Source organism: Nitratidesulfovibrio sp. D1 (assembly GCF_051133415.1).
Classification (GTDB): Bacteria; Desulfobacterota; Desulfovibrionia; order Desulfovibrionales; family Desulfovibrionaceae; genus Cupidesulfovibrio.
On sequence record NZ_JBPGNZ010000007.1, the window covers coordinates 104,170 to 127,847 of the forward strand.

Annotated in this window: 19 protein-coding genes and 1 tRNA gene; 14 read left to right on the forward strand and 6 right to left on the reverse strand. The window is 70.1% G+C overall.

Features of this window, described 5'->3' with window-relative positions; translation table 11 throughout:
- Positions 1-59 precede the first annotated feature (59 nt).
- The gene (locus ACR4XJ_RS14335) at positions 60-827 is read right to left on the reverse strand and encodes a tetratricopeptide repeat protein (RefSeq protein WP_434755847.1); all 768 of its coding nucleotides are present in this window, start codon (positions 825-827) and stop codon (positions 60-62) included.
- 294 nt (positions 828-1,121) lie between these two features.
- Between ACR4XJ_RS14335 and ehuB the strand changes: the two genes are divergently transcribed.
- The 8 genes from ehuB (at position 1,122) to ACR4XJ_RS14375 (ending at position 11,386) form a co-directional block, all read left to right on the forward strand.
- A complete protein-coding gene (gene ehuB / locus ACR4XJ_RS14340) occupies positions 1,122-2,003 on the forward strand; it encodes an ectoine/hydroxyectoine ABC transporter substrate-binding protein EhuB (RefSeq protein ID WP_434755848.1) in 882 nt (293 codons plus the stop codon).
- A 104-nt stretch (positions 2,004-2,107) separates the two neighbouring features.
- Positions 2,108-5,440 (forward strand): PAS domain S-box protein, encoded by a 3,333-nt coding sequence (locus ACR4XJ_RS14345; protein ID WP_434755849.1) that lies wholly within the window; start codon positions 2,108-2,110, stop codon positions 5,438-5,440.
- Positions 5,441-5,847: 407 nt separating this feature from the next.
- A complete protein-coding gene (locus ACR4XJ_RS14350) occupies positions 5,848-6,420 on the forward strand; it encodes a cytochrome c3 family protein (protein WP_434755850.1) in 573 nt (190 codons plus the stop codon).
- Positions 6,417-6,950 (forward strand): hypothetical protein, encoded by a 534-nt coding sequence (locus ACR4XJ_RS14355; RefSeq protein ID WP_434755851.1) that lies wholly within the window; start codon positions 6,417-6,419, stop codon positions 6,948-6,950. The genes ACR4XJ_RS14350 and ACR4XJ_RS14355 overlap by 4 nt, the downstream gene beginning before the upstream one ends.
- A 162-nt stretch (positions 6,951-7,112) precedes the next feature.
- Entirely contained in the window at positions 7,113-9,380 is a 2,268-nt protein-coding gene (locus ACR4XJ_RS14360; RefSeq protein ID WP_434755852.1) for a nitrate reductase, read from the forward strand.
- Positions 9,381-9,487: 107 nt separating this feature from the next.
- On the forward strand, positions 9,488-9,778 hold the full coding sequence (locus tag ACR4XJ_RS14365) for a chaperone NapD (RefSeq protein ID WP_434755853.1): 291 nt from the start codon (positions 9,488-9,490) through the stop codon (positions 9,776-9,778).
- A 58-nt stretch (positions 9,779-9,836) separates the two neighbouring features.
- The gene (locus tag ACR4XJ_RS14370) at positions 9,837-10,451 is read left to right on the forward strand and encodes a 4Fe-4S dicluster domain-containing protein (protein WP_434755854.1); all 615 of its coding nucleotides are present in this window, start codon (positions 9,837-9,839) and stop codon (positions 10,449-10,451) included.
- Positions 10,448-11,386: a 4Fe-4S binding protein gene (locus tag ACR4XJ_RS14375; protein ID WP_434755855.1), complete on the forward strand. Its 939-nt coding sequence runs from the start codon at positions 10,448-10,450 to the stop codon at positions 11,384-11,386. Before ACR4XJ_RS14370 ends, ACR4XJ_RS14375 begins: the two co-directional genes overlap by 4 nt.
- A 19-nt stretch (positions 11,387-11,405) precedes the next feature.
- Here the strand turns inward: ACR4XJ_RS14375 and ACR4XJ_RS14380 are convergent, their stop codons facing one another.
- A complete protein-coding gene (locus tag ACR4XJ_RS14380; RefSeq protein WP_434755856.1) occupies positions 11,406-12,425 on the reverse strand; it encodes a hypothetical protein in 1,020 nt (339 codons plus the stop codon).
- Positions 12,426-12,912: 487 nt separating this feature from the next.
- Here ACR4XJ_RS14380 and adhE point away from each other — a divergent pair, with 487 nt between their 5' ends.
- Positions 12,913-15,618, forward strand: a complete 2,706-nt coding sequence (gene adhE, locus ACR4XJ_RS14385) for a bifunctional acetaldehyde-CoA/alcohol dehydrogenase (protein WP_434755857.1) — start codon at positions 12,913-12,915, stop codon at positions 15,616-15,618.
- A gap of 139 nt (positions 15,619-15,757) precedes the next feature.
- Here the strand turns inward: adhE and ACR4XJ_RS14390 are convergent, their stop codons facing one another.
- The 3 genes from ACR4XJ_RS14390 to ACR4XJ_RS14400 form a co-directional block, all read right to left on the reverse strand.
- Entirely contained in the window at positions 15,758-16,225 is a 468-nt protein-coding gene (locus ACR4XJ_RS14390) for a hypothetical protein (RefSeq protein WP_434755858.1), read from the reverse strand.
- A gap of 403 nt (positions 16,226-16,628) precedes the next feature.
- A tRNA-Met gene (locus tag ACR4XJ_RS14395) sits at positions 16,629-16,705 on the reverse strand.
- 240 nt (positions 16,706-16,945) lie between these two features.
- Positions 16,946-17,623, reverse strand: a complete 678-nt coding sequence (locus tag ACR4XJ_RS14400; protein WP_434755859.1) for a metallophosphoesterase family protein — start codon at positions 17,621-17,623, stop codon at positions 16,946-16,948.
- Positions 17,624-17,841: 218 nt separating this feature from the next.
- Between ACR4XJ_RS14400 and ACR4XJ_RS14405 the strand changes: the two genes are divergently transcribed.
- Genes ACR4XJ_RS14405 through ACR4XJ_RS14425 form a run of 5 tightly spaced genes read left to right on the forward strand, consistent with a single transcriptional unit; the run spans position 17,842 to position 22,290 of the window.
- Complete coding sequence (locus tag ACR4XJ_RS14405; protein WP_434755860.1) at positions 17,842-18,513, forward strand: 5-formyltetrahydrofolate cyclo-ligase; 672 nt, start codon at positions 17,842-17,844, stop codon at positions 18,511-18,513.
- Positions 18,504-19,346 carry a polyphenol oxidase family protein gene (locus ACR4XJ_RS14410; protein WP_434755861.1) on the forward strand — a complete coding sequence of 281 codons (843 nt, stop codon included), beginning with the start codon at positions 18,504-18,506 and terminating at the stop codon, positions 19,344-19,346. The genes ACR4XJ_RS14405 and ACR4XJ_RS14410 overlap by 10 nt, the downstream gene beginning before the upstream one ends.
- 37 nt (positions 19,347-19,383) lie before the next feature.
- Positions 19,384-20,034: an aminodeoxychorismate/anthranilate synthase component II gene (locus tag ACR4XJ_RS14415; RefSeq protein WP_434755862.1), complete on the forward strand. Its 651-nt coding sequence runs from the start codon at positions 19,384-19,386 to the stop codon at positions 20,032-20,034.
- On the forward strand, positions 20,006-21,520 hold the full coding sequence (locus ACR4XJ_RS14420) for a chorismate-binding protein (protein ID WP_434755863.1): 1,515 nt from the start codon (positions 20,006-20,008) through the stop codon (positions 21,518-21,520). The genes ACR4XJ_RS14415 and ACR4XJ_RS14420 overlap by 29 nt, the downstream gene beginning before the upstream one ends.
- Positions 21,517-22,290 carry an aminotransferase class IV gene (locus ACR4XJ_RS14425; RefSeq protein ID WP_434755864.1) on the forward strand — a complete coding sequence of 258 codons (774 nt, stop codon included), beginning with the start codon at positions 21,517-21,519 and terminating at the stop codon, positions 22,288-22,290. The genes ACR4XJ_RS14420 and ACR4XJ_RS14425 overlap by 4 nt, the downstream gene beginning before the upstream one ends.
- A gap of 37 nt (positions 22,291-22,327) precedes the next feature.
- On the opposite strand, the gene dinB is transcribed toward ACR4XJ_RS14425, so the two are convergent.
- Positions 22,328-23,599, reverse strand: coding sequence for a DNA polymerase IV (dinB, locus tag ACR4XJ_RS14430; protein ID WP_434755932.1), 1,272 nt, complete (start codon positions 23,597-23,599; stop codon positions 22,328-22,330).
- Between the last annotated feature and the right edge of the window lie 79 nt (positions 23,600-23,678).

A 23,678-nucleotide genomic window follows, 5' to 3' on the forward strand; every position in this document is an offset into this window, starting at 1 on the left:
TCGCGTGACGGCCGTCCCCGTTTCCGGTGAAAAATCGCGCGGCGGCGCGCCCGGCTCCGCTACAGGCCGGAGCAGGTCCGGCCGCCGCAGAAGGTCAGGAAGCGCTGCGCCTCGGTGAAGTCGGGCCGCATGGCCAGGGCCCTGGTCAGGTGTTCCATGCAGGCGCCGGTGTCGCCCTTGTCGAAGTGCACCCGCGCGATGTTGAAATGCAGGTGTTCGTCCTCGCGGCATTCCAGCGCCTTGTGGTAGAAGCGCAGCGAATCGTCGAAGTGCCCGTTCTTGCGCAGGCTGATGCCGAACTTGTTGAAGCGCACCCGGTGTTCCGTCAGGAACGCCTCGTCGCTGCCCATGAGCACGTTCAGCACCTTGCGCAGCCGGGCCACGTCCTTCTTTTCCGCGTACACCTCGCCCAGGCCGAAGTTGGCGGGCACGTTCAGGTCGTCGATCATCAGCGCCTTGATGAACGCCTTTTCCGCATCGTCCAGGCGCAGTTCGGCAAGGCAGGACTCGCCTTCGGCCAGCTTGCGGTGCAGGGACGCCAGCGCCGGCACCGTATGGTTCTTGTAGTACAGCGGTTCCGGCATGTACGAACGAAGAAAATCAAGTTCTTCCATCGGCTTACGAATTCCGGATGGCACATGGTGCACGTTGAGCGGTTGTACTTCGCAGGTGCCCGCATCAAGTTTGCGTGCATACCAATAGGTGACCTGCCGCTGCTGCGACGCGGTGCCGCCTATGCCCACCACGGCATCCTGTTGCAATGAATAGACGCCGAGTATGACCGGATACTGTTCGTCGTGCACGGGTTCTCCCCTGCTGCGCGCCATGGCGCGACCGATGTCCTGCCCTCCCCAAGGCGGTGGGTTGTCGCATACTTCATTGCCTGCCCCGCCATGTCAAGACCGTTACACCGCATTGCGCGTTCCCCTTCGCACGTAGCGGGATAACCCTACCATCAGCATGGGCGCTCCCCGGAGGGGGGCGCGGTAACCCCCAATTGACGCCGTGCCTCCATGCGGCAAAGAATAATGTTCCGATGCGCCGGCATATGTCACAGCGGCGGCAAAACGGTTCCGGCCGGCGCACGCGCGCCGCGCCCGGCCACAGGACACGCAAGCCCCATGCCCACCAGACGTCCGCGCCCCGGTTCCTCACTGCTCGGCTTCGTCGCCCTGGCCTGCGCGGTGACGGCCTTGCTCTTCCTGCTGCTTGAACTGCCCGGACCGGACGATACGGCGTGGCGTGGGGGCACGGTGCGGGTGGGCTACGCCCTGGAACCCCCGTACGCCTACCGCACCCCCGAGGGCACGGTGACCGGCGAGGCCCCGGAAGTGGCCCGCGCGGTGCTGACCCGCGCGGGGATCACCCGGATGCGCTGGGTGCTCGGCGACTTCAACGCCCTGATCCCCGACCTGCTGGCCGGGCACATCGACATGATCGCGGCGGGCATGTTCATCACGCCCGACCGGACGGCCCGCGTGGCCTTTTCGCTGCCCTCCAGCGTCGTGGGGCAGGGCCTGCTGGTGCGGCGCGGCAACCCGCGCGGCCTGCACGACTACGCCTCGCTCGCCGGGCGCGGCGAGGTCACCGTGGCCGTGCTGGACGGCGCCGTGGAGCACCGCCAGTTGCTGCAACTGGGCATGCCCGCCGAGCGGTTGCTCCTGGTGCCCGACGCGCACGCGGGCATGACCGCCGTGCGCAAGGGCCGCGTGGACGGCCTGGCCCTTTCCGGGCCCACGGTGGTGCTGCTGGCCCGCCAGCACCCGGATGAACTGGAGGCCGCGCGGCCGTTCACCCAGCCGGTCATCGAGGGCAGGTCCGTGGCCGGGCTGTGCGCCTTCGCCTTCCGCAAGGAAGACACAGTCCTTGCGGCCAGGGTGAACGAGCAGTTGCGCACCTTCATCGGCTCGCCGGAGCACCTCGCGCTGGTGCGGCCCTTCGGCTTCGACGCCACCACCCTGCCCCCCTGGTCCGCCCCCGGCGGACTCCCCCCCGGCGACTGATCCGGCCCGTGCGCGGCCCGAGCCCGGCACGGACCGCGCACCGCACGCCTCCACCCCATGGACGCCGAACCCGCCACGTCCGCCACAGCCACAGGACCCGCAGCATGACCAGACGCCCCGTCATCTCGCAGAGCCGCAACATCGCCATCGCCGGGGGCATCCTGGCGCTGGTGTGCTCCGGCGTCCTGCTGCTGTGGATCAACCACGGCTGGCACGCCAGCCTGCGCGGCTTCCTGCCGGTGGTGAAGGCGCTGCGCATCGCCCGGGCCGACCTGCTGAAGGGGCAACTGGCCGCGGAACGCCAACTGGCGGGCGACGCCGACATCCTCCCCGGCATCCACGGCGCCTATTTCGAGCAGGGCGCAGGCAGGCTGTACGACGCCGTGGACGAACTGCTGGCGCCGGGCGGCGCCCTGCCCGGCCACGCCATTCCGGGCGTCCCCGCCATTCCCGCCGCCCGCCTCTTCCGTGACGACGCGCCGGAAATGCTGGTGGCCCAGCTGCGCATCTACGCCGACGGCATCACCGCGCTGGACCGCACCACCAACGCCCGCCTCTCCACCCCGCGCGAGGAGCACCCCCTGCTGGTGCTGGAACAGCGGCGGGCCTTCACCGAACTGGACCGGTTGGGCGACGCGCTGGAGCGCAACGTCTTCGTCCGCTTCGTGGAGGACGCCGAGCGCCAGAGCCGCCTGACCCGGGTGGTCTTCGTGCTGTGGATGGGCTTTCTGTGCGGCCTCACCCTGCTGTTCAAGGTGGCCGCCGACCGCCGCCGCGCCGCCGAGATGGCCCTGGTGGACAGCGAGGAGCGCTGGCAATTCGCCCTGGAAGGGCCCGGCGACGGCGTGTGGGACTGGAACCTCCCCACCGGGGAACTGTTCCTTTCGCCCCACTGGAAGGAACTGCTGGGGTACGGGGAGCACGAGATCGGCGCCTCGCCCCGCGAATGGGAAGACCGGGTGCACCCCGACGACCGGCAGCGCATGCGGGCCGACATGGACCTGCACCTTTCCGGCGCCGCCTCCACCTACCGCTCGGAATACCGCATGCGGCGCAAGGACGGCTCGTACATCTGGGTGCTGGGCCGGGGCAAGGTGATGTCCCTCGCGGAAGACGGAACCCCGCTGCGCTTCGTGGGCACCCATTCCGACGTCACCGCCCGCCGCCAGGCCGAAGAGGCCCTGCGCACCAGCCGCGAGAACCTGGCCGTCACCCTGCGCTCCATCGGCGACGCGGTGATGGCCACCGACCGCGCCGGACGCGTCACCCTGATGAATCCGGTGGCCGAACGGCTGACCGGCTGGCCCTTCGGCACGGCCAGGGGGCGGCACATCGGCGAGGTGTTCGTCATCGTCTCCGGCGGCACGCGCGAACCGGTGCCCGACCCCGTGGCCCGCGCCGTGAGCTCCGGCCAGGTGGTGGAACTGTCCAACGACACCCTGCTGCTGGCCCGCGACGGCGCGGAATACCAGATATCGGACAGCGCCGCCCCCATCCACGACGCGGCCGGCGAGATCACCGGGGCGGTGCTGGTGTTCACCGATGTCAGCGCCCAGTACGTGGCCCGCCGCCAGTTGCTGGCCAGCGAACGGCAGTTCCGCGCGGCCATCGAGGAAGCGCCCGTGCCGGTGATGATTCACGACGAGGACGGCACCGTGCTGGCCCTCAACCGCAGCTGGTGCGAACTTTCCGGCTACGCTCCCGGCAGCGTGCCCACCCTGGCCCGCTGGGAGGAATTGGCCATGCGCGGCGATCCGGTGCATGGGCCCGATGCAAGACAAGACGCAAGACACGACGCGGTTCCGGGCGGCGGGGATGGCGGCGCGGGCGATGCCGCGCGCCACCCCACCGACACCGACACCCTGTACGCCCTGGGCGCGCGCAGGGCCGACGGCGAACACCCGGTCATCTGCGCCGACGGCTCGGCCAGGGTGTGGGACTTCAGTTCCGCGCCGCTGGGCTCGCTGCCCGACGGCCGCCGCGCGGTGATCCGCATGGCCGTGGACATCACCGGCCGCAAGGAGGCGGAGGCCGCCCTGCTGCGCGAAAAGGCCATGGCCGAGGCCGCCAACCTGGCCAAGTCCGAATTCCTGGCCAACATGAGCCACGAAATCCGCACCCCGCTCAACGGTGCGCTGGGCATGCTGCAACTGCTACAGACCACCACCCTGGACGGTGAGCAGCAGGACTACCTGACCAGCGCCATCACCTCGGCCCGGCGGCTCACCCAGCTCTTGTCCGACGTGCTGGACCTTTCGCGGGTGGAGGCGGGCCGGCTGGCCCTGCGCGCCGCGCCCTTTGCGCTGGAGGGGGTGGCGGCGTCCATCCGCGACATCTTCCTGCTGCCCGCGCGCGAAAAGGGACTGGAACTGGACATCCGGCTGGACCCGCGCCTGCCCGCGCGGCTGGTGGGCGACGAGGCCCGGCTGCGCCAGATCGCCTTCAACCTGGTGGGCAACGCCATAAAGTTCACCGACTCCGGCTCGGTGACCGTGGAACTCGTCCCGCTGGGCCTGCCCGCGGGCGCGGCCGGGAACGCTGCCGGGGGCGGCCCGGCCACCCTGCCCTCCAGCCTGCACCTGCTGCTGGAGGTGCGCGACACCGGCATCGGCATTCCGGAGACGCACCTGGAACGCATCTTCGAGCCGTTCAGCCAGTTGGACGGCTCGCACGTGCGGCGGCACGGCGGGGCGGGGCTGGGCCTGTCCATCGTGCGGCGGCTGGTGGCCCTGATGGGCGGCGAACTTTCGCTGGAAAGCACCCAGGGGACGGGCACCACGGTGTTCATCTCGCTGCCCTTCGGGGCCTTGCGGGACGACGGCGAAACGCGGCAGCCCCCGCAGCCGGGGCGGGACGCCCCCGAGGCCGACGCCCCCGTGATCGGCGACGCGGGCCTGGGCATGCCCGCCCGCCATGCCGACGTTTCCGCCCTGCCGGGCGCGCATCCCCGCATGACGGCGCGGGCGGCGCACTCCCCCGAGCACGGAGAGGCGGACAACCCCGATGGCCCCGCCAGGGACGACGCCCTGCCGGAACCCCCGTCCGGGCTGCACGTGCTGCTGGTGGAGGACGACGCCGTGAACCAGCTGGCCGTGCGCCGCATGCTGGAGAAGTCCGGCATGGCCGTGACCCTGGCCCCCGACGGCCAGCAGGCCCTGGACGCCCTGCGCCGCGCCAAGTTCGACTGCGTGGTCATGGACGTGCAGATGCCGGTCATGGACGGCATCACCGCCACCCGCGCCATCCGCACCGACCCGGCCTTCGCCGCCCGCGCGGCCATCCCCGTGGTGGCCATGACCGCACACGCCATGATGGGCGACCGCGAAACGTTCCTGGAAGCGGGCATGGACGACTACGTGGCCAAGCCGGTGGAGATGGGCGTGCTGCGCCGGGCCATCCTGCGCGCCATGCAGTTGCGCCGGGGCCCGATGGAATAACCGCCCCTCCCGCCGGCCACCCGCACCGGTCTTCCCCCCCGCCCTCTCCCCCCCGGCCTGTCCGGCACACCCCGGCCCGGTCCCATGCCCCCCGCGCATCCCCCCTTGCGGCCCGCCGCACGGCCCCTCGCCCCCGGCGGGCACTGCCCCTCCGGCGTCGGCAACCAGCCCCCCCCTCTCGCCCCCCGGCTTCCGTTCCAGCTCCACCCCGCCTGTACGAAAAACACGAATTTTCAGAAATAGCTGACAGTCTTTCAGAAAAACATGACTGACCGGCGCGGCCCCTGCATCATGAATCCGCGTTGTTACGGCATGTTAGCGATTACTTGCATGCTGGCCCGCCTCTTGCTGTGCATTCTTTCACAATGGGGCTCGCAATCCCCCAACCCCCAGCCGGAGGCATGCGCATGCCACCCCGTTCCCGAAGTTTCTGGATCATGGCCGTGGGCCTGGCCGTGGTCGCCCTCGGCGCGAGCGCCTACGGCGTGAAGGCCACGTCCACCACCGCGTTCTGTATGTCCTGCCACGAGATGAAGGTCTACCAGACGGAACTGGACGCCTCGCCCCACGCCAAGGACGCCAAGGGCGGCCCCATCGGGTGTTCGCAATGTCACATCCCCGGTACGGGCCTTGTGCGCATGGTCGCCGCCAAGACGTACCTGGGCGTGAAGGACATCTGGGCCCACTACGGCGGCAAGGGAGAGGACCTGGACCGGGCCGCCATGCAGCCCATGGCGCGCCGGTTCGTGGACGACGCCAACTGCCGCGCCTGCCACCAGGACCTTGCCCGCAACGCCAAGAACGACGGCGCCGTGTCTGAAACCGGACGCCTGGCCCACGAGAACTACGAGGGCAAGAACGGCATCTCCCGCAGTGGCTGCGCGGGCTGCCACCGCAACATGGCGCACCTGCCGCGCTTCGACCAGCGCCTGGCCGCCAACGCCAAATTCGCCGCCAAGCTCAAGGAGGCACGCCCATGACGCCCGCCATGAAACCCACCATGACGCCCGATCCGATGGGAATCACGCCGACCTCACGGCCAACGTCCATCCTGTCCCACCCGCTGCTGCGCAACCGCGCGGTCGTCGCGCTGGCGGGCCTGGCCCTGCTGGTGGCCGCGTTCTTCCTGTACGTGCGCCTGGCCTTTCCCGGCGTGCGCTGCGAGGCGGCCAGACATCTCGATGCGCCCGAAAAGATGGGCGACTGCTACGGCTGCCACGTGAAATCCACGCCCCGCGTGGCCCAGGACTGGTACGAGGGCAAGCACGGCATCACCCTGGTGCGCTGCCAGACCTGCCACGGCCAGCCCGACGGCAAGGGGGCCATCGCCTTCAACCGCTCCCCCGGCGTGGAGATATGCGCCCGCTGCCATGCCCCCAGCATGGACCGCATGGAGGCCAAGTTCGGCACGCGCGGCAACTGTTCCGCGTGCCACCCCAACCACCAGAACCCCATGCACGGCGACGCCTACGTCAACCGGCAGGCCACCACCAAGACCACGCTGGACTAGGGCATGCCCGCAACGCGTCCTTTTGCCCGCCGGCTTCGTCAAACGTCGCCTGCCCCCAGGTCGAATACCACAAGAGTATACTCCCTGATGTCAGGCTTGTTTTCCTTGCCCGCGAACAAAAAAACTGCGTTGCAACCATGCCCCCATAGCAAGGAGAGCACCATGGAATGCACCAGACGCGATTTTCTGCGCTACATGGCCCTGTCTGCCGCGCTGGCCGCCGTCAGCGGCGCGCCGCTGCCGGCATCGGCCGCCCAGCAGGACGAAAAGCCCGACACCTGGGTCAAGGGCGTATGCCGCTACTGCGGCACCGGCTGCGGCGTGCTTGTGGGCGTGAGGAACGGCAAGGCCGTGGCCATCAAGGGCGACCCGGACAACCACAACAAGGGCCTGTTGTGCCTCAAGGGCGCGCTGCTCATCCCGGTGCTGAACTCGCCCGACCGGGTCACCAGCCCCATGGTGCGCCGGACCAAGGGCGGCCCGCTGGAGCCCATTGGCTGGGACGAAGCGCTGGACCTGCTGGCGAAAAAGTTCCGCACGGCCATCGACACCCACGGTCCCAAGTCCGTGGCCTACTACGGCTCGGGCCAGTGTCTGACCGAGGAATCGTACCTGGCCAGCAAGATCTTCAAGGCGGGTCTGCGCACCAACAACGTGGACGGCAACCCCCGCCTGTGCATGGCCTCGGCCGTGGGCGGCTACGTGACCTCGTTCGGCAAGGACGAGCCCATGGGCACCTACGAGGACATCGACCAGGCCTCGTGCTTCTTCATCATCGGGTCCAACACGTCGGAGGCGCACCCCGTGCTGTTCCGGCGCATCGCGCGGCGCAAGCAGGCCACGCCCGGCGTCAAGATCATCGTGGCCGACCCGCGCCGCACCAACACCTCGCGCATCGCGGACCTGCACATCGCCTTCCGCCCCGGCACCGACCTGGCCCTGATGAACTCCATGGCCTGGGTCATGGTGCACGAAGAACTGGACAACTCCCGCTTCTGGGGCAAGTACGTGGCCTTCAAGGACAACGAGGGCAAGGACTGCACCTTCGACGACTACAAGGCGTTCCTGGAGGACTACCGGCCCGAGAAGGTGGCGGGCATCTGCCACATCCCGGAAGAGCAGATCTGGCAGGCCGCGCGGCTGTTCGCGGAATCGCCCGCCACCACGTCGCTGTGGTGCATGGGCATCAACCAGCGGGTGCGCGGGGTGTGGGCCAACAACCTGATCCACAACCTGCACCTGATCAGCGGGCAGATCTGCCGCCCCGGCGCAACCCCCTTCTCGCTGACCGGGCAGCCCAACGCCTGCGGCGGCGTGCGCGACGCGGGCGCGCTCTCGCACCTGCTGCCCGCGGGCCGCGCCATCCCCAACCCCAAGCACCGCGCCGAAATGGAGCAGTTGTGGGGCGTGCCCGAAGGCACCATCGCCCCCGAGCCCGGCTACCACACCGTGGCCCTGTTCGAAGCCCTTGGCCGGGGCGACGTGAAGGCCCTGCTGATCTGCGAGACCAACCCCGCCCACACGCTGCCCAACCTGAACAAGGTCCACAAGGCCATGAGCCACCCGGACGCGTTCATCGCGGTCATCGAGGCCTTCCCCGATGCCGTCACCCTGCGCTACGCCGACCTGGTGCTGGCCCCGGCCTTCTGGTGCGAGCGCGACGGCGTGTACGGCTGCGGCGAACGCCGCTACGCGCTCATTGAAAAGGCCGTGGAGCCGCCGCAGGGCTGCCGCCCCACCGTGAACACCCTGGTGGAGTTCGCCAGGCGCGCGGGCGTGGACCCCAAGCTGGTCAACTTCCGCAACGCCGCCGACGTGTGGGATGAATGGCGCGCCGTCAGCAAGGGCACCACCTACGACTTCTACGGCATGACCCGCGAACGGCTGCGCAAGGAATCGGGCCTCATCTGGCCCTGCCCCCACGAGAAGCATCCCGGCACCCGGCTGCGCTACGTGCGCGGCGAAGACCCCATCGTGCCCGCCGACCATCCGGACAAGTTCTTCTTCTACGGCAGGCCCGACGGCAAGGCCGCCCTGTGGATGCGCCCCTACCAGGGCGCGGCCGAGGAACCCGACGCCGAATACCCGCTGTACCTGACCTCCATGCGCGTCATCGACCACTGGCACACCGCCACCATGACCGGAAAGGTGCCGGAACTGCAAAAGGCCAACCCCTCGGCCTTCGTGGAGATCAACGGCGACGACGCCACGCGCCTCGGCATCGCCCACGGCGACGCCTGCGTGGTGGAAACCCGGCGCGACAAGATGACCCTGCCCGCGCGCGTCAGCGACGTGTGCCGCACCGGGCTCATCGCCGTGCCGTTCTTCGACAGGGAAAAGCTGGTCAACAAGCTGTTCCTGGACGCCACCGACCCCATCTCGCGCGAGCCCGAATACAAGATCTGCGCGGCGCGGATACGGAAGGCGTAGGCACGGCGGGAGAAGAGATAACGGGGAGGGAGGAACCCCCATTGGGAAAAGGGGATTCCTCCTTCCCCCGGCCCCTCCCCCCCAAACTTTTCAATGGAGAGCGCATCATGGCCATAGCAGGCATTCTGGTGCAGACGGACGCGGACGCGGCGGAAGCGGTATGGACGCGGCTGGCGGTCGACCCGCGCATTGCCGAGGTGCAGCGCGCGGAGGTTCCGGGCCGCATGGTGGCGGTGCTGGAGGCCGCGTCGGACCGCATGGAGCAGGAGTTCAAGCGGCTGGCGGTGTGGGAGGGCGTGCTGTCGGTGGATCTTGCCTACCTGACCTACGAGGACGAACTGGCCGACGGCGGCTCCATCAAGTGTCCGCCGTGGGAAGGCAAGCACCGGAGCGCCTGAGGTGTCCGCATCCTCCAAACCGCCGGACGGCGGGGGGGCGCTCCCGGCATCCGGCCTTATGTCCTCGGGGTTGCTGCGGCCGCCGGGAGCACGGGCCGAGGCGGAATTCCGCGCCCGGTGCATCCACTGCGGCAAATGCGCGGAGGCATGCCCGTACGGGTCCATCCGCATGGCCGCCGGGCGCTTGGCCGGATTCCTGGGCCGGGTGCGCAACACCCCGTACATCCATGCCAAATCCATCCCCTGCTGGCTGTGCATGAAGTGTCCGCCAGTGTGCCCGTCGGGCGCGCTGCGTCCGGTGCGCGACATGGCGCGGGCGGACATGGGCATGGCCGTGCTGCTCAAGAACCGCTGCCACAACTGGGTGGGCACGGTGCTGTGCCGCACCTGCTACGACAAATGCCCGCTGCGCGGCACTGCCATGGTGCTGGAGGGCGGCGACATTCCGGCCGTGGCCGACGCCTGCGTGGGCTGTGGGGTGTGCGAGCACGTCTGCCCGGTGGACGCCATCGTGGTGCGGCCAGACGCGGGCCGAAGGACCGCGTCGGACGTGGATGAAGTCGCCGGGCGAAGGACCGCGTCGAACATGGATGAAGTCGCGGGCCGAAGGACCGCGTCGAACGTGGACAAGGAAATCGCGGCCACACCCGGACACGGAGGGTTTCCCGTATGAAACCGTGGCACGCACGCTGGCGGCGTCCCGCGCAGTGGGCCGTGCTGGCCCTGTTCGCGGCGCTGCCCTGGCTGAACCGCAAGGGATTCCACGGCGTGTCCGGCACGCTGTTCTCGCTGGAGGCGTGGGGCCTGCCGCTGGCCGACCCGCTGGCCGCCGTGCAGGTGCTGGCGGCCGGGGCGCTGCCCGGCGCGCGCCTGCTGCTGGGAGGGCTGCTGGTGCTGGCCGTGGCCGTGGCGCTGGGCCGGGTGTTCTGTTCCTGGGGCTGCCCCTACGGGCTGCTGTCGGAACTGGTGCATGCCCGGCGAAAGAGCGCCCCGCGTGCGGCATGCGCGGCCTGCCTCGCTCGTCCCCGGACCGAAGCCGGGCCGGATGCCATGGCTCACCCGGACGCTGCGGCTCGCCCGGACGCCTCCCGGCTCACCAGCTTGTCCCCCACGTGGAGGAACGGATTCCCCATCCGGGCGGGCATGGCGGCGGCAGGACTTGCGCTGACGGTTCTTGCGGGCGCGCCGCTGCTGAACCAGCTGTCCCTGCCCGGTGAGATCACCCTGCAACTGCTGGCCCTGTCCCGCCCGGCCCCCAGCGCGTGGGACTGGCCGTGGACGGGCCTCGTCCTCATTGCCGCGCTGCTGGCGGCGGAATGGCGCACCCGCACCCGCTTATGGTGCCGCTACCTGTGCCCGCAGTCGGTGCTGCTTTCGCTGGCCGCGCGGCTGTGGCCGGGCGCGCTGGCCATCCGCCGCAACATGCGCCGCTGCACCTGCGCCCCCAACGACCGGGCCTGCGCCGGGGCCTGCTCCATGGGCCTCGATCCGCGCATCCCCGCCCGCGCCCCGCGCAGCGAATGCACCAACTGCGGCGACTGCGCCACGGCCTGCGCCGCGCGCGGCGGCGCGTTGCACCTGGGCTTCCGGGAACCGCCGGACGCATAGCCGGACAAAGCCTTCTCCTTCAGCACGAATAGGTGATGCGCGCCACGGGCATGAGCCCGCGCAGCACGGAAAAGCCATGCCCGGCGCGGGAAAAGGCGTGGCCGTCCAGGCTTACGGCATCGGCGGTAAAGCCCACGCGCAGGGGCACCAGGTCAGTGGGTGTGGTGCCACACAGGCTGTCGCGGAAGCCGGGGCCAAGGGCCAGACGGCCGGGCTGGCGCGCCTGCCTGCCGGTGGCGGCGGCCCAGCGGGCGCAGTCCGGGCAGCAGGCGGGCCAGGCGTCCGGGCCCGCTTCCGCCACGGCGTTGCAGGTCACCACCACCTTGTCGGTGGCGGTGGTCAAGGCCGTCACGCTGCCGCCCTCGTCGAATTGCAGGGAATTCAGGTCGGCGGCCATGCCGCCTTCGGGGTCGGTATCGAAGGCCAGCAGGACGCCCACGGGGGTTTTCGCCTCGAAGGGAGCGTCCGGCTCGAAGGAACGCAACGCGCCCGATTCGTGGAACGAAAACCCCACGCTGACGCTGGCCGGTCCCTGCGGGGTGGCGATGGTCACCCGCTCGCCGGGCCACAGGGTGACGCTGCGCAGCGCGCCCGACGGAAAGAAGTGCGCCGAGATGATCCGCGCGGTGACTACCCCGATGGGCGTTTCCATGCGTTGCGGCACGGCCAGGGCGGTTTCGTTCTCCACGCTCCAGTAGGCGGATATCTTGCCGTCCAGCGGGAACACCCGGCGCAACCGGCCGCCGGGGTGAAAGGTAACCCGCTCCGCCGCCATGGGGCCTGCGGGCGTTTCGATCACCACCCTTTCCTGCAACGACACCGCCTTCAACCCGCCGCCGGGGTGCAGCTCCACCGGCTGCACCCGCTGCCTGCGGGGGTCTTCCGGCACGTACTGGGGCACCAGCACGCCCGCCGGGGTGGACAGTTCGATCCGCGCCTCCAGCAACACCTCGGCCGGACTGCCGTCCGGATGGAGGCACCGCACCACCGCGCCCGGAAATGCCGTGACTGCGGACTGCGCTGTCCGATGGTCGCTCATGTGGCCTCCCTGGCCGCCCGTTGTCGCCCGAAAACGCGGGCATTCCATGCGGCGGGCCGGGCGCATGTCCCACACCCACATCTTTTCAAAAACGTGAATCAGCACCCCTACCATGCCAAACCAGTGGCCGCCCGTCGAGGGGGAAGACACGGCCAGTGCCCGGAACGGGCGGCACACCGGGACGGGCACCACATGACAACATGCTTGTTTACCACGAAAATACACCGCACACGTTCGCCCTTGCCGACAATTCACAAAATCAGCACATCACACCCCGCAGGCAAGTTCTCCTCCACCAGCACGTGCCCATTCCGGACCATGCCGGTCTTGACGCACCCGCCCAAGAGTGGTTGCATGCACAAATATAGACGCTGCCTCCGCCGCATCCCGACACGGCGGCGGCCACGGGCAACCCGCAAGCGGCGCAACGGACGCCGGAACCCCGACCGCCGGACAGGTCAGTCCTTCCCGGCGGCAAGGAGCCCCCATGAGCAAGAAGCACGACACGCAGAACACAGGGCCGGCCGCAACGCCGGACGCCATCTCCCCAAGCAACATCTCCCCAAACAACATTTCCCCAAACAACATCTCCGTTGACGACATCGTCACCCGAGTGAACGAGGCGCAACGCGCCTTCGCCAACTTCACCCAGCAGCAGGTGGACGCCATCTTCCACGCCGCCGCGGCCGCCGCCACGGCGCAGCGCATCCACCTGGCGCGCATGGCCGTGCAGGAAACGGGCATGGGCATTCTGGAAGACAAGGTGATCAAGAATCACTTCGCCTCGGAGTACATCTACAACAAGTACAAGGACGACAAGACCTGCGGGGTCATCCGCGACGACCCGGCCTACGGCTACCGCGAGGTGGCCGCGCCCATCGGGGTCATCGCGGGCATCATCCCCACCACCAACCCCACCTCCACCACCATCTTCAAGGCGCTGCTGGCGCTGAAGACGCGCAACGGCATCATCTTCGCGCCGCACCCGCGCGCCGCGAAATCCACGGTGGAGGCCGCGCGCATCGTGCACGAGGCCGCCGTGGCCGCGGGCGCGCCGCGCGGGGTCATCGGCTGGGTGGAAGCGCCCACGCCCGACCTCACCCGCCAGCTCATGCAGCACCGGGGCGTGGCGCTCATCCTCGCCACCGGCGGGCCGGGCATGGTGCACGCCGCGTACAGCTCGGGCAAGCCCGCCATCGGCGTGGGCGCGGGCAACACTCCGGTAGTGGTGGACGCCACGGCCAACGTGAAGATGGCGGTGAACTCCATCATCCTGTCCAAGACCTTCGACAACGGCATGATCTGCGCCTCCGAACAGGCGGTCATCGTGGAGGACGCGGCGGCGGACGCGGTGAAGGCGGAATTCGCGGCGCGCGGCTGCCACTTCGCCACGCCGGAAGAAGCGGAAGCCCTAGCGGGCGTGGTGTTCACCAACGGCAAGCTGAACTCGGCCATCGTGGGCCGCACGGCGGCGGAAATCGCGGCCATGGCGGGCATCGGCGTGCCGCAGACCACCAAGATCCTCATCGCGGAACGGGACGCCATCGACCCGCTGGACCCGTTCGCGCACGAGAAACTCTCGCCCGTGCTGGGCTTCTACCGCGCGCCCGACTTCGCCACCGCCGTGGACATGGCCCAGCGCCTGGTGGAACTGGGCGGAGCCGGGCACACCTCCGTGCTGTACACCGACGAGGCCAACCGCGAGCGCATCGTCCACTTCCAGGACGTGCTGACCACCGGGCGCACCCTCATCAACATGCCCTCGTCGCAGGGGGCCATCGGCGACGTGTACAACTTCGAGCTGGCCCCCTCGCTGACGCTGGGCTGCGGCTCGTGGGGCGGCAATTCCGTCAGCGAAAACATCGGGGTGAAGCATCTCATGAACGTGAAGACCGTGGCCGAACGGCGCGAGAACATGCTGTGGTTCCGGGTGCCCCCGAAGATCTACTTCAAGATGGGGGCGCTGCGGCTGGCGCTGGAGGACATGCGCGACAGAAAACGCGCCTTCATTGTCACCGACCGCACCATGGAAGACCTGGGCCACGTGAGCAAGGTGACGGCTGTGCTCGAAAAGCTGGGCATCCAGTTCCGGGTGTTCAGCGACGTGAAGCCCGACCCCGACCTGTCGGGCACCTACGCCGCGCTCGATTCCATCCGCGCCTTCCAGCCGGACATGTTCATCGCCCTCGGCGGCGGCTCACCCATGGACGCGGCCAAGATCATGTGGCTGATGTACGAGCAGCCGGACCTGAAGTTCGAGGAGATCTCCCTGCGCTTCATGGACATCCGCAAGCGGGTCTACGCCTTCCCGGCCTTGGGCAAGAAGGCGGTGATGGTGGCGGTGCCCACCACCTCGGGCACCGGGTCGGAGGTGACGCCCTTCGCGGTGATCACCGACGACGCCACGGGCATGAAGTACCCCATCGCCGACTACGAACTGACACCGGACATGGCCATCGTGGACCCGGAATTCGTCATGGACATGCCCCGGACGCTCACCGCCCATTCCGGGCTGGACGCCCTGACACACGCGGTGGAGGCGTTCACCTCCACCTATGCCAACAACTTCAGCGACGGCAACGCGCTGGAGGCCGTCCGGCTGGTCTTCAAGTACCTGCGCCGGGCGTACAACGAAGGCGCGCGCGACGTCATGGCCCGCGAAAAGATGCACTACGCGGGCACCATTGCGGGCATGGCCTTCGCCAACGCGTTCCTTGGCGTGTGCCATTCCATGGCCCACAAGCTGGGGGCCGCGTTCCACATGCCGCACGGGCTGGCCAACGCGCTGCTGCTCTCGCACGTCATCGAGTACAACGCCACCGACACCCCCACCAAGCAGGGGCTGATGCCGCAGTACCGCTACCCCTTCGTCAAGGGCCGCTACGCGCGCATCGCCGACATGCTGGGCCTGACCGAAGGCTGCGGCGACGACCGCGACCGCAAGGTGGCCCGGCTGGTGCAGGCCATCGAAAAACTGAAGGCCGACCTGAACATTCCCGGCTCGCTGCGCGAGGCGGGCATCGCCGAGGCGGACTTCATGGAACGGTTGGACCTGCTGGCCGAACAGGCCTTCGACGATCAGTGCACCGGCGGCAACCCGCGCTACCCGCTGATAGCCGAAATCCGCGAACTGTACCTGAAGGCGTACCACGGCGCGCCGCTGGCCTCGCTGGCCCGCCCGGACAGGACGTAGCCGGGGCAGGAGAGGGAACAGCGGCACGCAGCGCGGAAGGCCGGACGGCCACGAAACGCCCGCCATCGACACAAAGGGCCTTGCGGCGAATCCCGCAAGGCCCTTTCGTCGTCACGGAACAGCGGCGGTACCGCAGCGCTTACGCCCCGACCCCAGCCACCAGCGCAATACCCGTCCGTTCGGCCACATCCGCCGCCGTGGTGCACAGGCGCTCGTTCTTCGCCAGCGCCCGCAGCAACGACATGTCGGCCTGCACATGGTGGCGCGGCTGGTTTGAAGCGCTGTACGCGTGCCCGGCCTGCCGCAACGAAAACCCGGCCATGCACACAGGCGCGCCCTTCAGCAGCAAGGCCAGCACCACAGCGAACACCCCGGTGGAAGGCTTCGCAACTTCCGTCGAGACATCGACCCCGGTCGCATCGAGGACAAGCTGCGCCCTCTGGTCGTACCCGAGCACCGCGACATCGTCCCATGCATAACCCAAGGCGCGCAGGCAGCGCCGGGCCGCAGCGAATCCGCACCCCACATCGATGTACACCAACAGCCCGGTGCGCAGGCCGCCGAGCATCGCGCGCGCTTCGTGGTTGGCGATCGAATCGCCGAACATGAACCCCGACATCACCGTAACCGCAGGACTCGGCAGGGCAAGCCGCCGGGCTATCGCACCGGAAGCGTTGACGCAAACCACCTCCGCATCCCCTGCCCATCCGGGCAGCAGCGGATCCGGCGCAGAGGCCAGCACCAGCGTGGGCCCACGAAAAGGACGTACATTCAACCGAACCATACCCTCTCCCCGCATGGCGCGGAAATGCACAGGACGCAGGCATCGCCCTGAAAAACCGCAACACCCGCAAATACGGCCGTATTCCCTGGCATGCCGACGCCGTATGCGGTCCGCTCCGGCCTCCCGGGCCTCCCGGACCGCCGGGGGGCCAGCCTTGCCAACGGCTTCCCAATACCCGAAAAAGAAAGAGGCTTGCAAGGATGTCCTGGCAAGCCTCTGATCTTTCTGGTTGCGGGGGCCGGATTTGAACCGACGACCTTCGGGTTATGAGCCCGACGAGCTACCGAGCTGCTCCACCCCGCGTCACCTGCGGAATTCGGGTCCGGCGGCGTGGGCTGGCCCTTGCCGTCGGGGCGTTAGAAGTATGCCCGTCGGCCCTCGGTGTCAACCTGAAATCCGGAAAAGTCTATCGATACACGACAACATACTGATCTTGCACGACAAAAAACATTCACACCGGCCAACCACGCAACACGGAAATGCCGGAAGGGCCGGGCGTCGGTCTCCGGCGTGCCGCACGGAACACGTTCCGGCCCGTGCGCGCTACCCCCGCAGCACCTTCAGTTCCGCCGTCAGCGGGCCGTCGTCCGGCGCGGTGACCACGGCGTAGCCGCCCGCTCCCAGCGCGCCGGGGTTCACCACCACGGTGCGGCCGATGTGGTCCACCGCCCGCGATTCGTGGATGTGCCCGCACAGGCACACGTCCGGCTGCACCGCCTCGATGAACGCCCGCACCGCCGGGCTGCCCACGTGCGCCCCGTTGCCCAGCCTGTCGCACAGGCTGTTCATGGGCGGGGTGTGCACGGCCAGCACCAGCCGGGGCCAGCGGCCCGCCTCGGCCCGCAGCGCGTCCAGCCATTCGGCCAGCCGCGCCTCCGGCACCTCGCTGGGCGTGCCGAAGGGGGTGGGCGTGGAGTAGCCCGCGCCCAGCAGGCCCACGCCGGGGGCCAGTTCGCGCGCGGCGCGGTGGATGTTCCAGCCGCGCCCCTCCAGCCAGCCGGTCACCTCGGCCTTGTCCATGTTGCCGATCTGGGCGTGGATGGCCGGGTTGCGCGCGGCGATGGCCGCCAGCACGCGCTCGGCCTGCCGCACGCCGCCCACCACGGTGATGTCGCCGGTGATGATCACGCCCGCCGCCTCGGACAGGCCGGGAATGTCCGCGATGGGCGAGACGTCGTCGTGGATGTCGCCGAACGCGATCCAGTAGGGTGCGCTTTGCATGCGGTGCCTTCCTTGTTAGATTGCGCGACAGGGAGGGAGACGTGGAACTGTGGAGCCCGGTTGCCACGCGGCCGCCGCCCGCGCCCGCACACTACACCACAGCCCCGCCGCCTGACAAAACCCCTGGCGGGGCTGACCGGGGGCCGCTCCCCGTCCGATCCACACACCACCCGGCACGCGCCCCAACACCCACGCCAACACCCACCCCAAGACCCACCATGACGCACTCAACTCCGCCAGACGCCGAAGCCCGGCAGGCCCTGCGCCGCGCCATGCTGGCCCGCCGCGCCGCGCTGCCGCCCGACGAGGCCGCCCGCCTGGGCCATGCCGCGCAGGATGCCCTGCTGGCGTCACCGGCATGGCAAAACGCCCGGCAGGTGCTGCTGTACGTGGCCGTGCGCAACGAGACCGCCACCGCCCGCCTGCTGGACGCCGCCTGGGCGGACGGCAAGCAGGTGCTGCTGCCGCGCTGCCTGACGCCCGCCGCCGGGCCCGGCGCTACCGGCTCCGCCTCCCCCGCCGCCGACTGCGACAACGATATGTGCCTGGCCCCCTGCGCCTGCGCAGCGGACCTCAAGCCCGGCCGCTACGGCATCGCGGAGCCGGACCCCGCCCGCTGCCCGGCCATCGACATGGACGCCGTGCCCGGCCTTGCGCCCAACTTCGCGCCCGACCTTGCCGTCATCCCCGGCGTGGCCTTCGACCGGCGGGGCAACCGCCTTGGCCACGGCGCGGGCTACTACGACCGTTTCCTGGCCCACCCGGCCATGGTCCTCACCGCGCTGGTGGGGCTGGCCTACGCGTTCCAGATCGTACCGGCGCTGCCCGTGGCCCCATGGGACCGCCCCGTCCACGCACTGTGCACCGAGGAGGGACTGACATGGCTGTAACCACCCCGTCGCTGGCCTTTCCGCCGCTTTCCGGCTCCGCCCGGTCATCCGGCGCCGCCGCCGATCCCGACGACGTCACCCCGCGCTGCATCCGCTTCGCCTTTCCCGGTGTGCCGGGGGTGCACTGCGCCTTCCAGACCCGGCGCGGCGGCATCTCCGACGGTCCGTGGGCCGGAGGCAACATTTCCTACGAGGTGGGCGACGACCCCGCCGCCGTGGCCGCCAACCGCGCCGCCCTGGCCGCAAGCCTGGACCTTGCCGAATGGGTGGAGACCAAACAGGTGCACGGCGACGCCATGGTCATCGACCCGGAGCCGGTGCAACTGGCCGCCGCCCTGGCCGCAACCCCGGTGGCCCAGGCCGACGGGCTGGCCACCGCGCGCCCCGGCGTGGGGCTGGTGATCAAGACGGCGGACTGCCAGCCCATCCTGCTGGCCCACGAAAGCGGCAGATACGTGGCCGCGCTGCACGCCGGATGGCGGGGCAACCGCATCGGCTTTCCGCAATCGGGGGTGCGCGCCTTTTGCGAGCGCTACGGGTTTCCCCCGAGCGAAGTGCTGGCCATACGCGGTCCCAGCCTTGGCCCGGCGGCGGCGGAATTCGTCAACTTCGCCACGGAATGGGGGCAGGACTTCGCCCGCTGGTTCCGCTCGGCCAGCCGCACCATGGACCTGTGGACGCTGACCCGCCACCAGCTTGCCGCAGCGGGCCTGCTGCCGGAGCGCATCTTCGGGCTGGACCTGTGCACCCACGCCCTGCCCGACGACTTCTTCTCCTACCGCCGCGCCGCCACCACCGGACGGCAGGCGTCCATCATCTGGATGGAAGGGTAGCCCCGGCCCGGCTCACCGGACGCCGCACCAGCCACGCATGCGCATCCTGCTTGCCGACAACCACGACAGCTTCACGCGCAACCTCGAACACCTGCTGGTGGCCGCCACTGGATGCGTTCCGATAGTCGTGCCGGCGGACCGGCTGGCCGAGGTCACGAGCGGCTGGCCCCACGCCTCCGGGGACGAGTCCCCTGCCGCACGCTGGGACCTGCTGGTGATCTCGCCCGGCCCCGGCGCGCCCGTGGAATATCCGCAGTACGCGCCGCTGCTGGGCGGAGAGGACACAAGGGTGGCCCACGCGCACGCGGCAGCCGCCGCCCCGCCGTCTCCCCCGCCCCACACCTCCAACTCCGTGCCGGCGCCCGTGCTGGGCATCTGCCTCGGCCTCCAGATCATCAACGCCCATTTCGGCGGGGTCACCGCGCCGCTGCCGGGCTGCGTGCACGGCAAGCCGGACACGCTGCACTACGCCGGGCAGACGCGCACCGTGGCCCGCTACCACTCGCTGCACCTGTCCGCCATGGGCGCGGGCATGCGCGTGCTGGCCCGCAACGGGCAGGGGGTGGTCATGGCCGCCCGGCACGAATGCCTGCCCCTGCTGGGCTACCAGTTTCACCCCGAATCGTTCCTCACCCCGGACGGGGTGTGGTGGATACGCCATGCGCTGCACGCTCTCGGCCTGCGCTGACGCCGACGCCTTCGCGGCCTTTGCCCTGGCCTGCGCCCGGCAGGGCGCGGACCTGCTGCTGTGTCATCCGGACCCCTGTAAGGCGGATGCCGCACCTGCCGATTCCGGCGCACCCCACGTCCACACCGCCATGCCCCCCGGCTGGACGGTCTGGCCCGGCGGCGAGGGCGAAGGTCCGTGCTGCCTCGTCGGCATCGACCCGCGCCGGGAACTGTGCCTGGGCGACCCCGCGTCCGGCGCGCACCACCCGGACCACGACCCCGGACCGCACACCGACGCCGCGCTGGTCGCCTTTCTCGGCCTGCCGCCGCCGCTCGGGCCGCACCCCTCCGTGCGCGGCCGCGACGCATCCCCCCTGCCCTGGCGCCCCGCCCGCGCCGACCACGACATGGCCCTCGGCTTCCTGGCCTACACCTACGGCCTGCCGCGCTTCGGCATCCGCAGCGCCAAACCCCGCGTGCTGCCGCACGCCCTGTTGCGCCGCTACCACGGGGTGGCCCGCTGGAACCCCGCCACCGGCGAGCTGACCCTTTCCGTCCACCCGGACGGCCCGCCGGACCTGGCCGCCCGCTGCGCCCGGATACTCACCGGTGCCCCCGTCCCCGCCTTTTCCCCGCCCGGCTGCGCCGCCCTGCCGTCCTCGCTGGACCGCGCCGGGTACACGGCGGGCGTGCGCGAAGTGCTGCGCCGCATCCGCAAGGGCGACACCTACCAGTGCAACCTGTCCACCCGCTTCGGCCTGCACGCGCCGGGGCTGGACCCGGCAGTCCTGTCCCTGCACCTGTGGCGCACCCGGCCCGCGCCCTTTCACGGGCTGTTCCGGGTGGGCGGCCGCCACGTGGTCTCCGCCTCGCCGGAGCGGTTCCTGCGCGTGGATGCGCCGGGCGGCGGCCCGGCCCGCGTGCTCTCGCAGCCCATCAAGGGCACCCTGGCCTTCGGCCCCGGCACGCCGCACCCGGCCTGGCATCCCGGCCTGCCCGGCCTGCTGGCCGCCACGCCCAAGGAGCGCGCCGAACTGTCCATGATCGTGGACCTGGTGCGCAACGACATCTCGGCCGACTGCGCCCATGGCAGCGTGGCCGTGGCCCGGCACTGCGCCACCTTTCGCGTGGGCGGCGCGGCCAGCGGCCTGGTGCAGATGTATTCCGACGTCACCGGCACGCTGCGGCCCGACCACACCTGCCTGGACCTGCTGCTGTCCGCCTTTCCCGGCGGGTCGGTGACCGGCTGCCCCAAGCGGCGCACGCTGGGCATCATCGAGGCCGGGGAACCCCACAGCCGCGAGGTGTACTGCGGCAGCCTGCTGGCCGTGGCCGACGCCCGCGCCATGGACGCCTCCATCGCCATCCGCACCGGATGGCACGACGCGGCCGCCGGACGCTTCGAACATTGCGCGGGCAGCGGTATCGTCGTGGACTCGGACCCGGAAAGCGAATACGAGGAGACATGGGCCAAGGGAGCCAACTTCCGGGAGGTATGCGCATGATCCACTGGCGGGGCGGAGGGCTGCACGAGGGCGGGGTACGGCTGGACATCGGCAGTCCGGCCTTCCGGTACGGGGCCGGGCTGTTCGAAACCATCCTGTGGAACGGGCGCGGACCCAGCCGCCTGGACGCGCACCTGACGCGGCTGCGGGCCAGCCTGACCCATTTCGGCCTCGTGGCCGAACCCGTGGACTACCCGGCGGTCATCGCCGAAGTGGTGCGCGCCAACGGTCTTGCCGGACGGCAGGCGCGGGTGAACATCATCGCCCCGCTGGAGGACGAGGACGCGGCCATCGCGCCGCTGGTCACCGCCGCCCCCTTCGACCCGCCCGCGCCGGACCGCACCTACAGCCTGCGCCTGGCTCCGCCCGCCACGCTGGGCTCGCTGGCCCTGCACAAATCCATGAACTACATGCTGTGCTACCTGGAACGCAGGGCCGCCCGCGCCCTGGGCCAGGACGACGCCGTGCTCACCCAGCCCGGCGGCATCGTGGTGGAGGCTACCACCGCCGCCCTGCTGTTCGGCGACGGCGACTGCTTCTGCACCCCCACCGGCGGCTGCCGCCTGCCCAGCACCACCCTGGCCGCCGTGCGGGACATCCTGCCCGTACGCGACTGCACCGTGCGCGCCGGAGAATTGCGTTCCTTCCGCCACGCCTACCTGCTCAATTCCCTGCTGGGCATGCGCCCGGTCTCGGTCATCGGCTCGCACGCCTTCACGCCCGATTTCGCCACCTGCGAGCGGTGCAATCCCGTGTTGCTGGGGGAATAGCAGGGGGCTGAAAGGCCGCGACGCCGCGCGTACCGGACTACTTTCTTTTCGAATCGAACCCGAACAGGCGGCCGCGCACCACGGCCTCGCGGCCGTGCCGGTCGCGCAGGGCGTCCAGCGCGGCGTCCAGCTTCTTGCGGCGGTTTTCGTCGGGCGGCGGAGCGGGTTCGGGAGCGGCGACGGAGATATTGCCCGGCCCGGCTGCCGCATCCGCAGGTTGCGCGCCGCCCGCGTCCCGGCCCGTCCCGCCCCTGCCGGGAATATCCAGCGGCAGGGGCAGCTGGCGCGGTCCGTGGTGGGCCGGGCCGAAGTTGGACACCCCCACCCCGATCAGCCGCACCTTGTCGGCCAGGGTCAGGGCGTCCAGCAGGCGGCACGCCTCGTCGAAGATGGTCTCGGTGGATGCCGTGGGTCCGGGCAGGCTGTGGCTGCGGGTGATGGACCGGAAGTCGGCGTACTTCACCTTGAGCGTAATGGTGCGCCCCGCCAGCCGCTGCCGCCGCAGCGACGCCCCCACCCGCTCGGACTGCGCCAGCAGCCAGCGCCGCAGCACGGCGCGGTCGGCGGTGTCCTCGGCAAAGGTGTTCTCCGCGCTTTCCGACTTGGGCTCGGAATACGGCTCCACCTCGCGCGGGTCCACGCCGCTGGCCCGCTCGTGCAGGTGCGCGCCGCCCTTGCCGAAGCGCCGTTCCCAGAACTCGCGCGAGTAGCGCAGCACGTCGCCCGCGCTGCGCACGCCAAGCTCCTCCAGCGCGGCCAACGACCGCTTGCCCACCCCCGGTATGCGGCCCACGGGCATGGCGCGCAGGAATTCCGGCACGTCCTCCGGGTACAGGATGAACAGGCCATCCGGCTTGTTCACGTCCGAGGCGATCTTGGCCAGGAACTTCACCGGGGCCGCGCCCACCGAACAGGTCAGCCCGCCGGTCACGTCGCGCACGCGGGCCTTCACCGCCATGCCCATGGTCTCCACCGGGCCGAACAGCCGTTCCAGCCCCGTGGCGTCCAGATAGGCCTCGTCCACCGAGGCGGGCTCCACCAGCGGCGAGAATTCGCGCAGCGCGTCCATGATCCGGTGCGAAATCTCGGCGTAGCGGCGCATGCGCCCCGGCACCACGATCAGATGCGGGCACAGCCGCAGCGCCGTGCTCATGGGCATGGCCGAACGCACGCCGAAGCGCCGCGATTCGTACGACGCGGCGGCGACGACCCCCCGCGTGGTGCCGCCCACGGCCACCGGCTTGCCCCGCAGGGAGGGGTCGTCCATCTGCTCCACGGACGCGAAGAAGGCGTCCATGTCGATATGCATGATCCAGCGCTGCGCCATGGACGCATCCTAGCAAAGCGGACGCGGGGCCGGAAGCGGGGCGCGGTTGTCCGGACAGCCG

Bases quoted from the DNA above. Each gene is read 5' to 3' on its own strand.
- adhE (WP_434755857.1), top strand. From the start codon at position 12,913: ATGAGCAAGAAGCACGACACGCAGAACACAGGGCCGGCCGCAACGCCG.
- ACR4XJ_RS14390 (WP_434755858.1), bottom strand. From the start codon at position 16,225: ATGTTCGGCGATTCGATCGCCAACCACGAAGCGCGCGCGATGCTCGGC.
- ACR4XJ_RS14400 (WP_434755859.1), bottom strand. From the start codon at position 17,623: ATGCAAAGCGCACCCTACTGGATCGCGTTCGGCGACATCCACGACGAC.
- ACR4XJ_RS14370 (WP_434755854.1), top strand. From the start codon at position 9,837: ATGTCCTCGGGGTTGCTGCGGCCGCCGGGAGCACGGGCCGAGGCGGAA.
- ACR4XJ_RS14405 (WP_434755860.1), top strand. From the start codon at position 17,842: ATGACGCACTCAACTCCGCCAGACGCCGAAGCCCGGCAGGCCCTGCGC.
- ACR4XJ_RS14365 (WP_434755853.1), top strand. From the start codon at position 9,488: ATGGCCATAGCAGGCATTCTGGTGCAGACGGACGCGGACGCGGCGGAA.
- ACR4XJ_RS14350 (WP_434755850.1), top strand. From the start codon at position 5,848: ATGCCACCCCGTTCCCGAAGTTTCTGGATCATGGCCGTGGGCCTGGCC.
- ACR4XJ_RS14375 (WP_434755855.1), top strand. From the start codon at position 10,448: ATGAAACCGTGGCACGCACGCTGGCGGCGTCCCGCGCAGTGGGCCGTG.
- ACR4XJ_RS14425 (WP_434755864.1), top strand. From the start codon at position 21,517: ATGATCCACTGGCGGGGCGGAGGGCTGCACGAGGGCGGGGTACGGCTG.
- dinB (WP_434755932.1), bottom strand. From the start codon at position 23,599: ATGCATATCGACATGGACGCCTTCTTCGCGTCCGTGGAGCAGATGGAC.
- ACR4XJ_RS14410 (WP_434755861.1), top strand. From the start codon at position 18,504: ATGGCTGTAACCACCCCGTCGCTGGCCTTTCCGCCGCTTTCCGGCTCC.
- ACR4XJ_RS14380 (WP_434755856.1), bottom strand. From the start codon at position 12,425: ATGAGCGACCATCGGACAGCGCAGTCCGCAGTCACGGCATTTCCGGGC.
- ACR4XJ_RS14420 (WP_434755863.1), top strand. From the start codon at position 20,006: ATGCGCTGCACGCTCTCGGCCTGCGCTGACGCCGACGCCTTCGCGGCC.
- ehuB (WP_434755848.1), top strand. From the start codon at position 1,122: ATGCCCACCAGACGTCCGCGCCCCGGTTCCTCACTGCTCGGCTTCGTC.
- ACR4XJ_RS14345 (WP_434755849.1), top strand. From the start codon at position 2,108: ATGACCAGACGCCCCGTCATCTCGCAGAGCCGCAACATCGCCATCGCC.
- ACR4XJ_RS14360 (WP_434755852.1), top strand. From the start codon at position 7,113: ATGGAATGCACCAGACGCGATTTTCTGCGCTACATGGCCCTGTCTGCC.
- ACR4XJ_RS14415 (WP_434755862.1), top strand. From the start codon at position 19,384: ATGCGCATCCTGCTTGCCGACAACCACGACAGCTTCACGCGCAACCTC.
- ACR4XJ_RS14335 (WP_434755847.1), bottom strand. From the start codon at position 827: ATGGCGCGCAGCAGGGGAGAACCCGTGCACGACGAACAGTATCCGGTC.
- ACR4XJ_RS14355 (WP_434755851.1), top strand. From the start codon at position 6,417: ATGACGCCCGCCATGAAACCCACCATGACGCCCGATCCGATGGGAATC.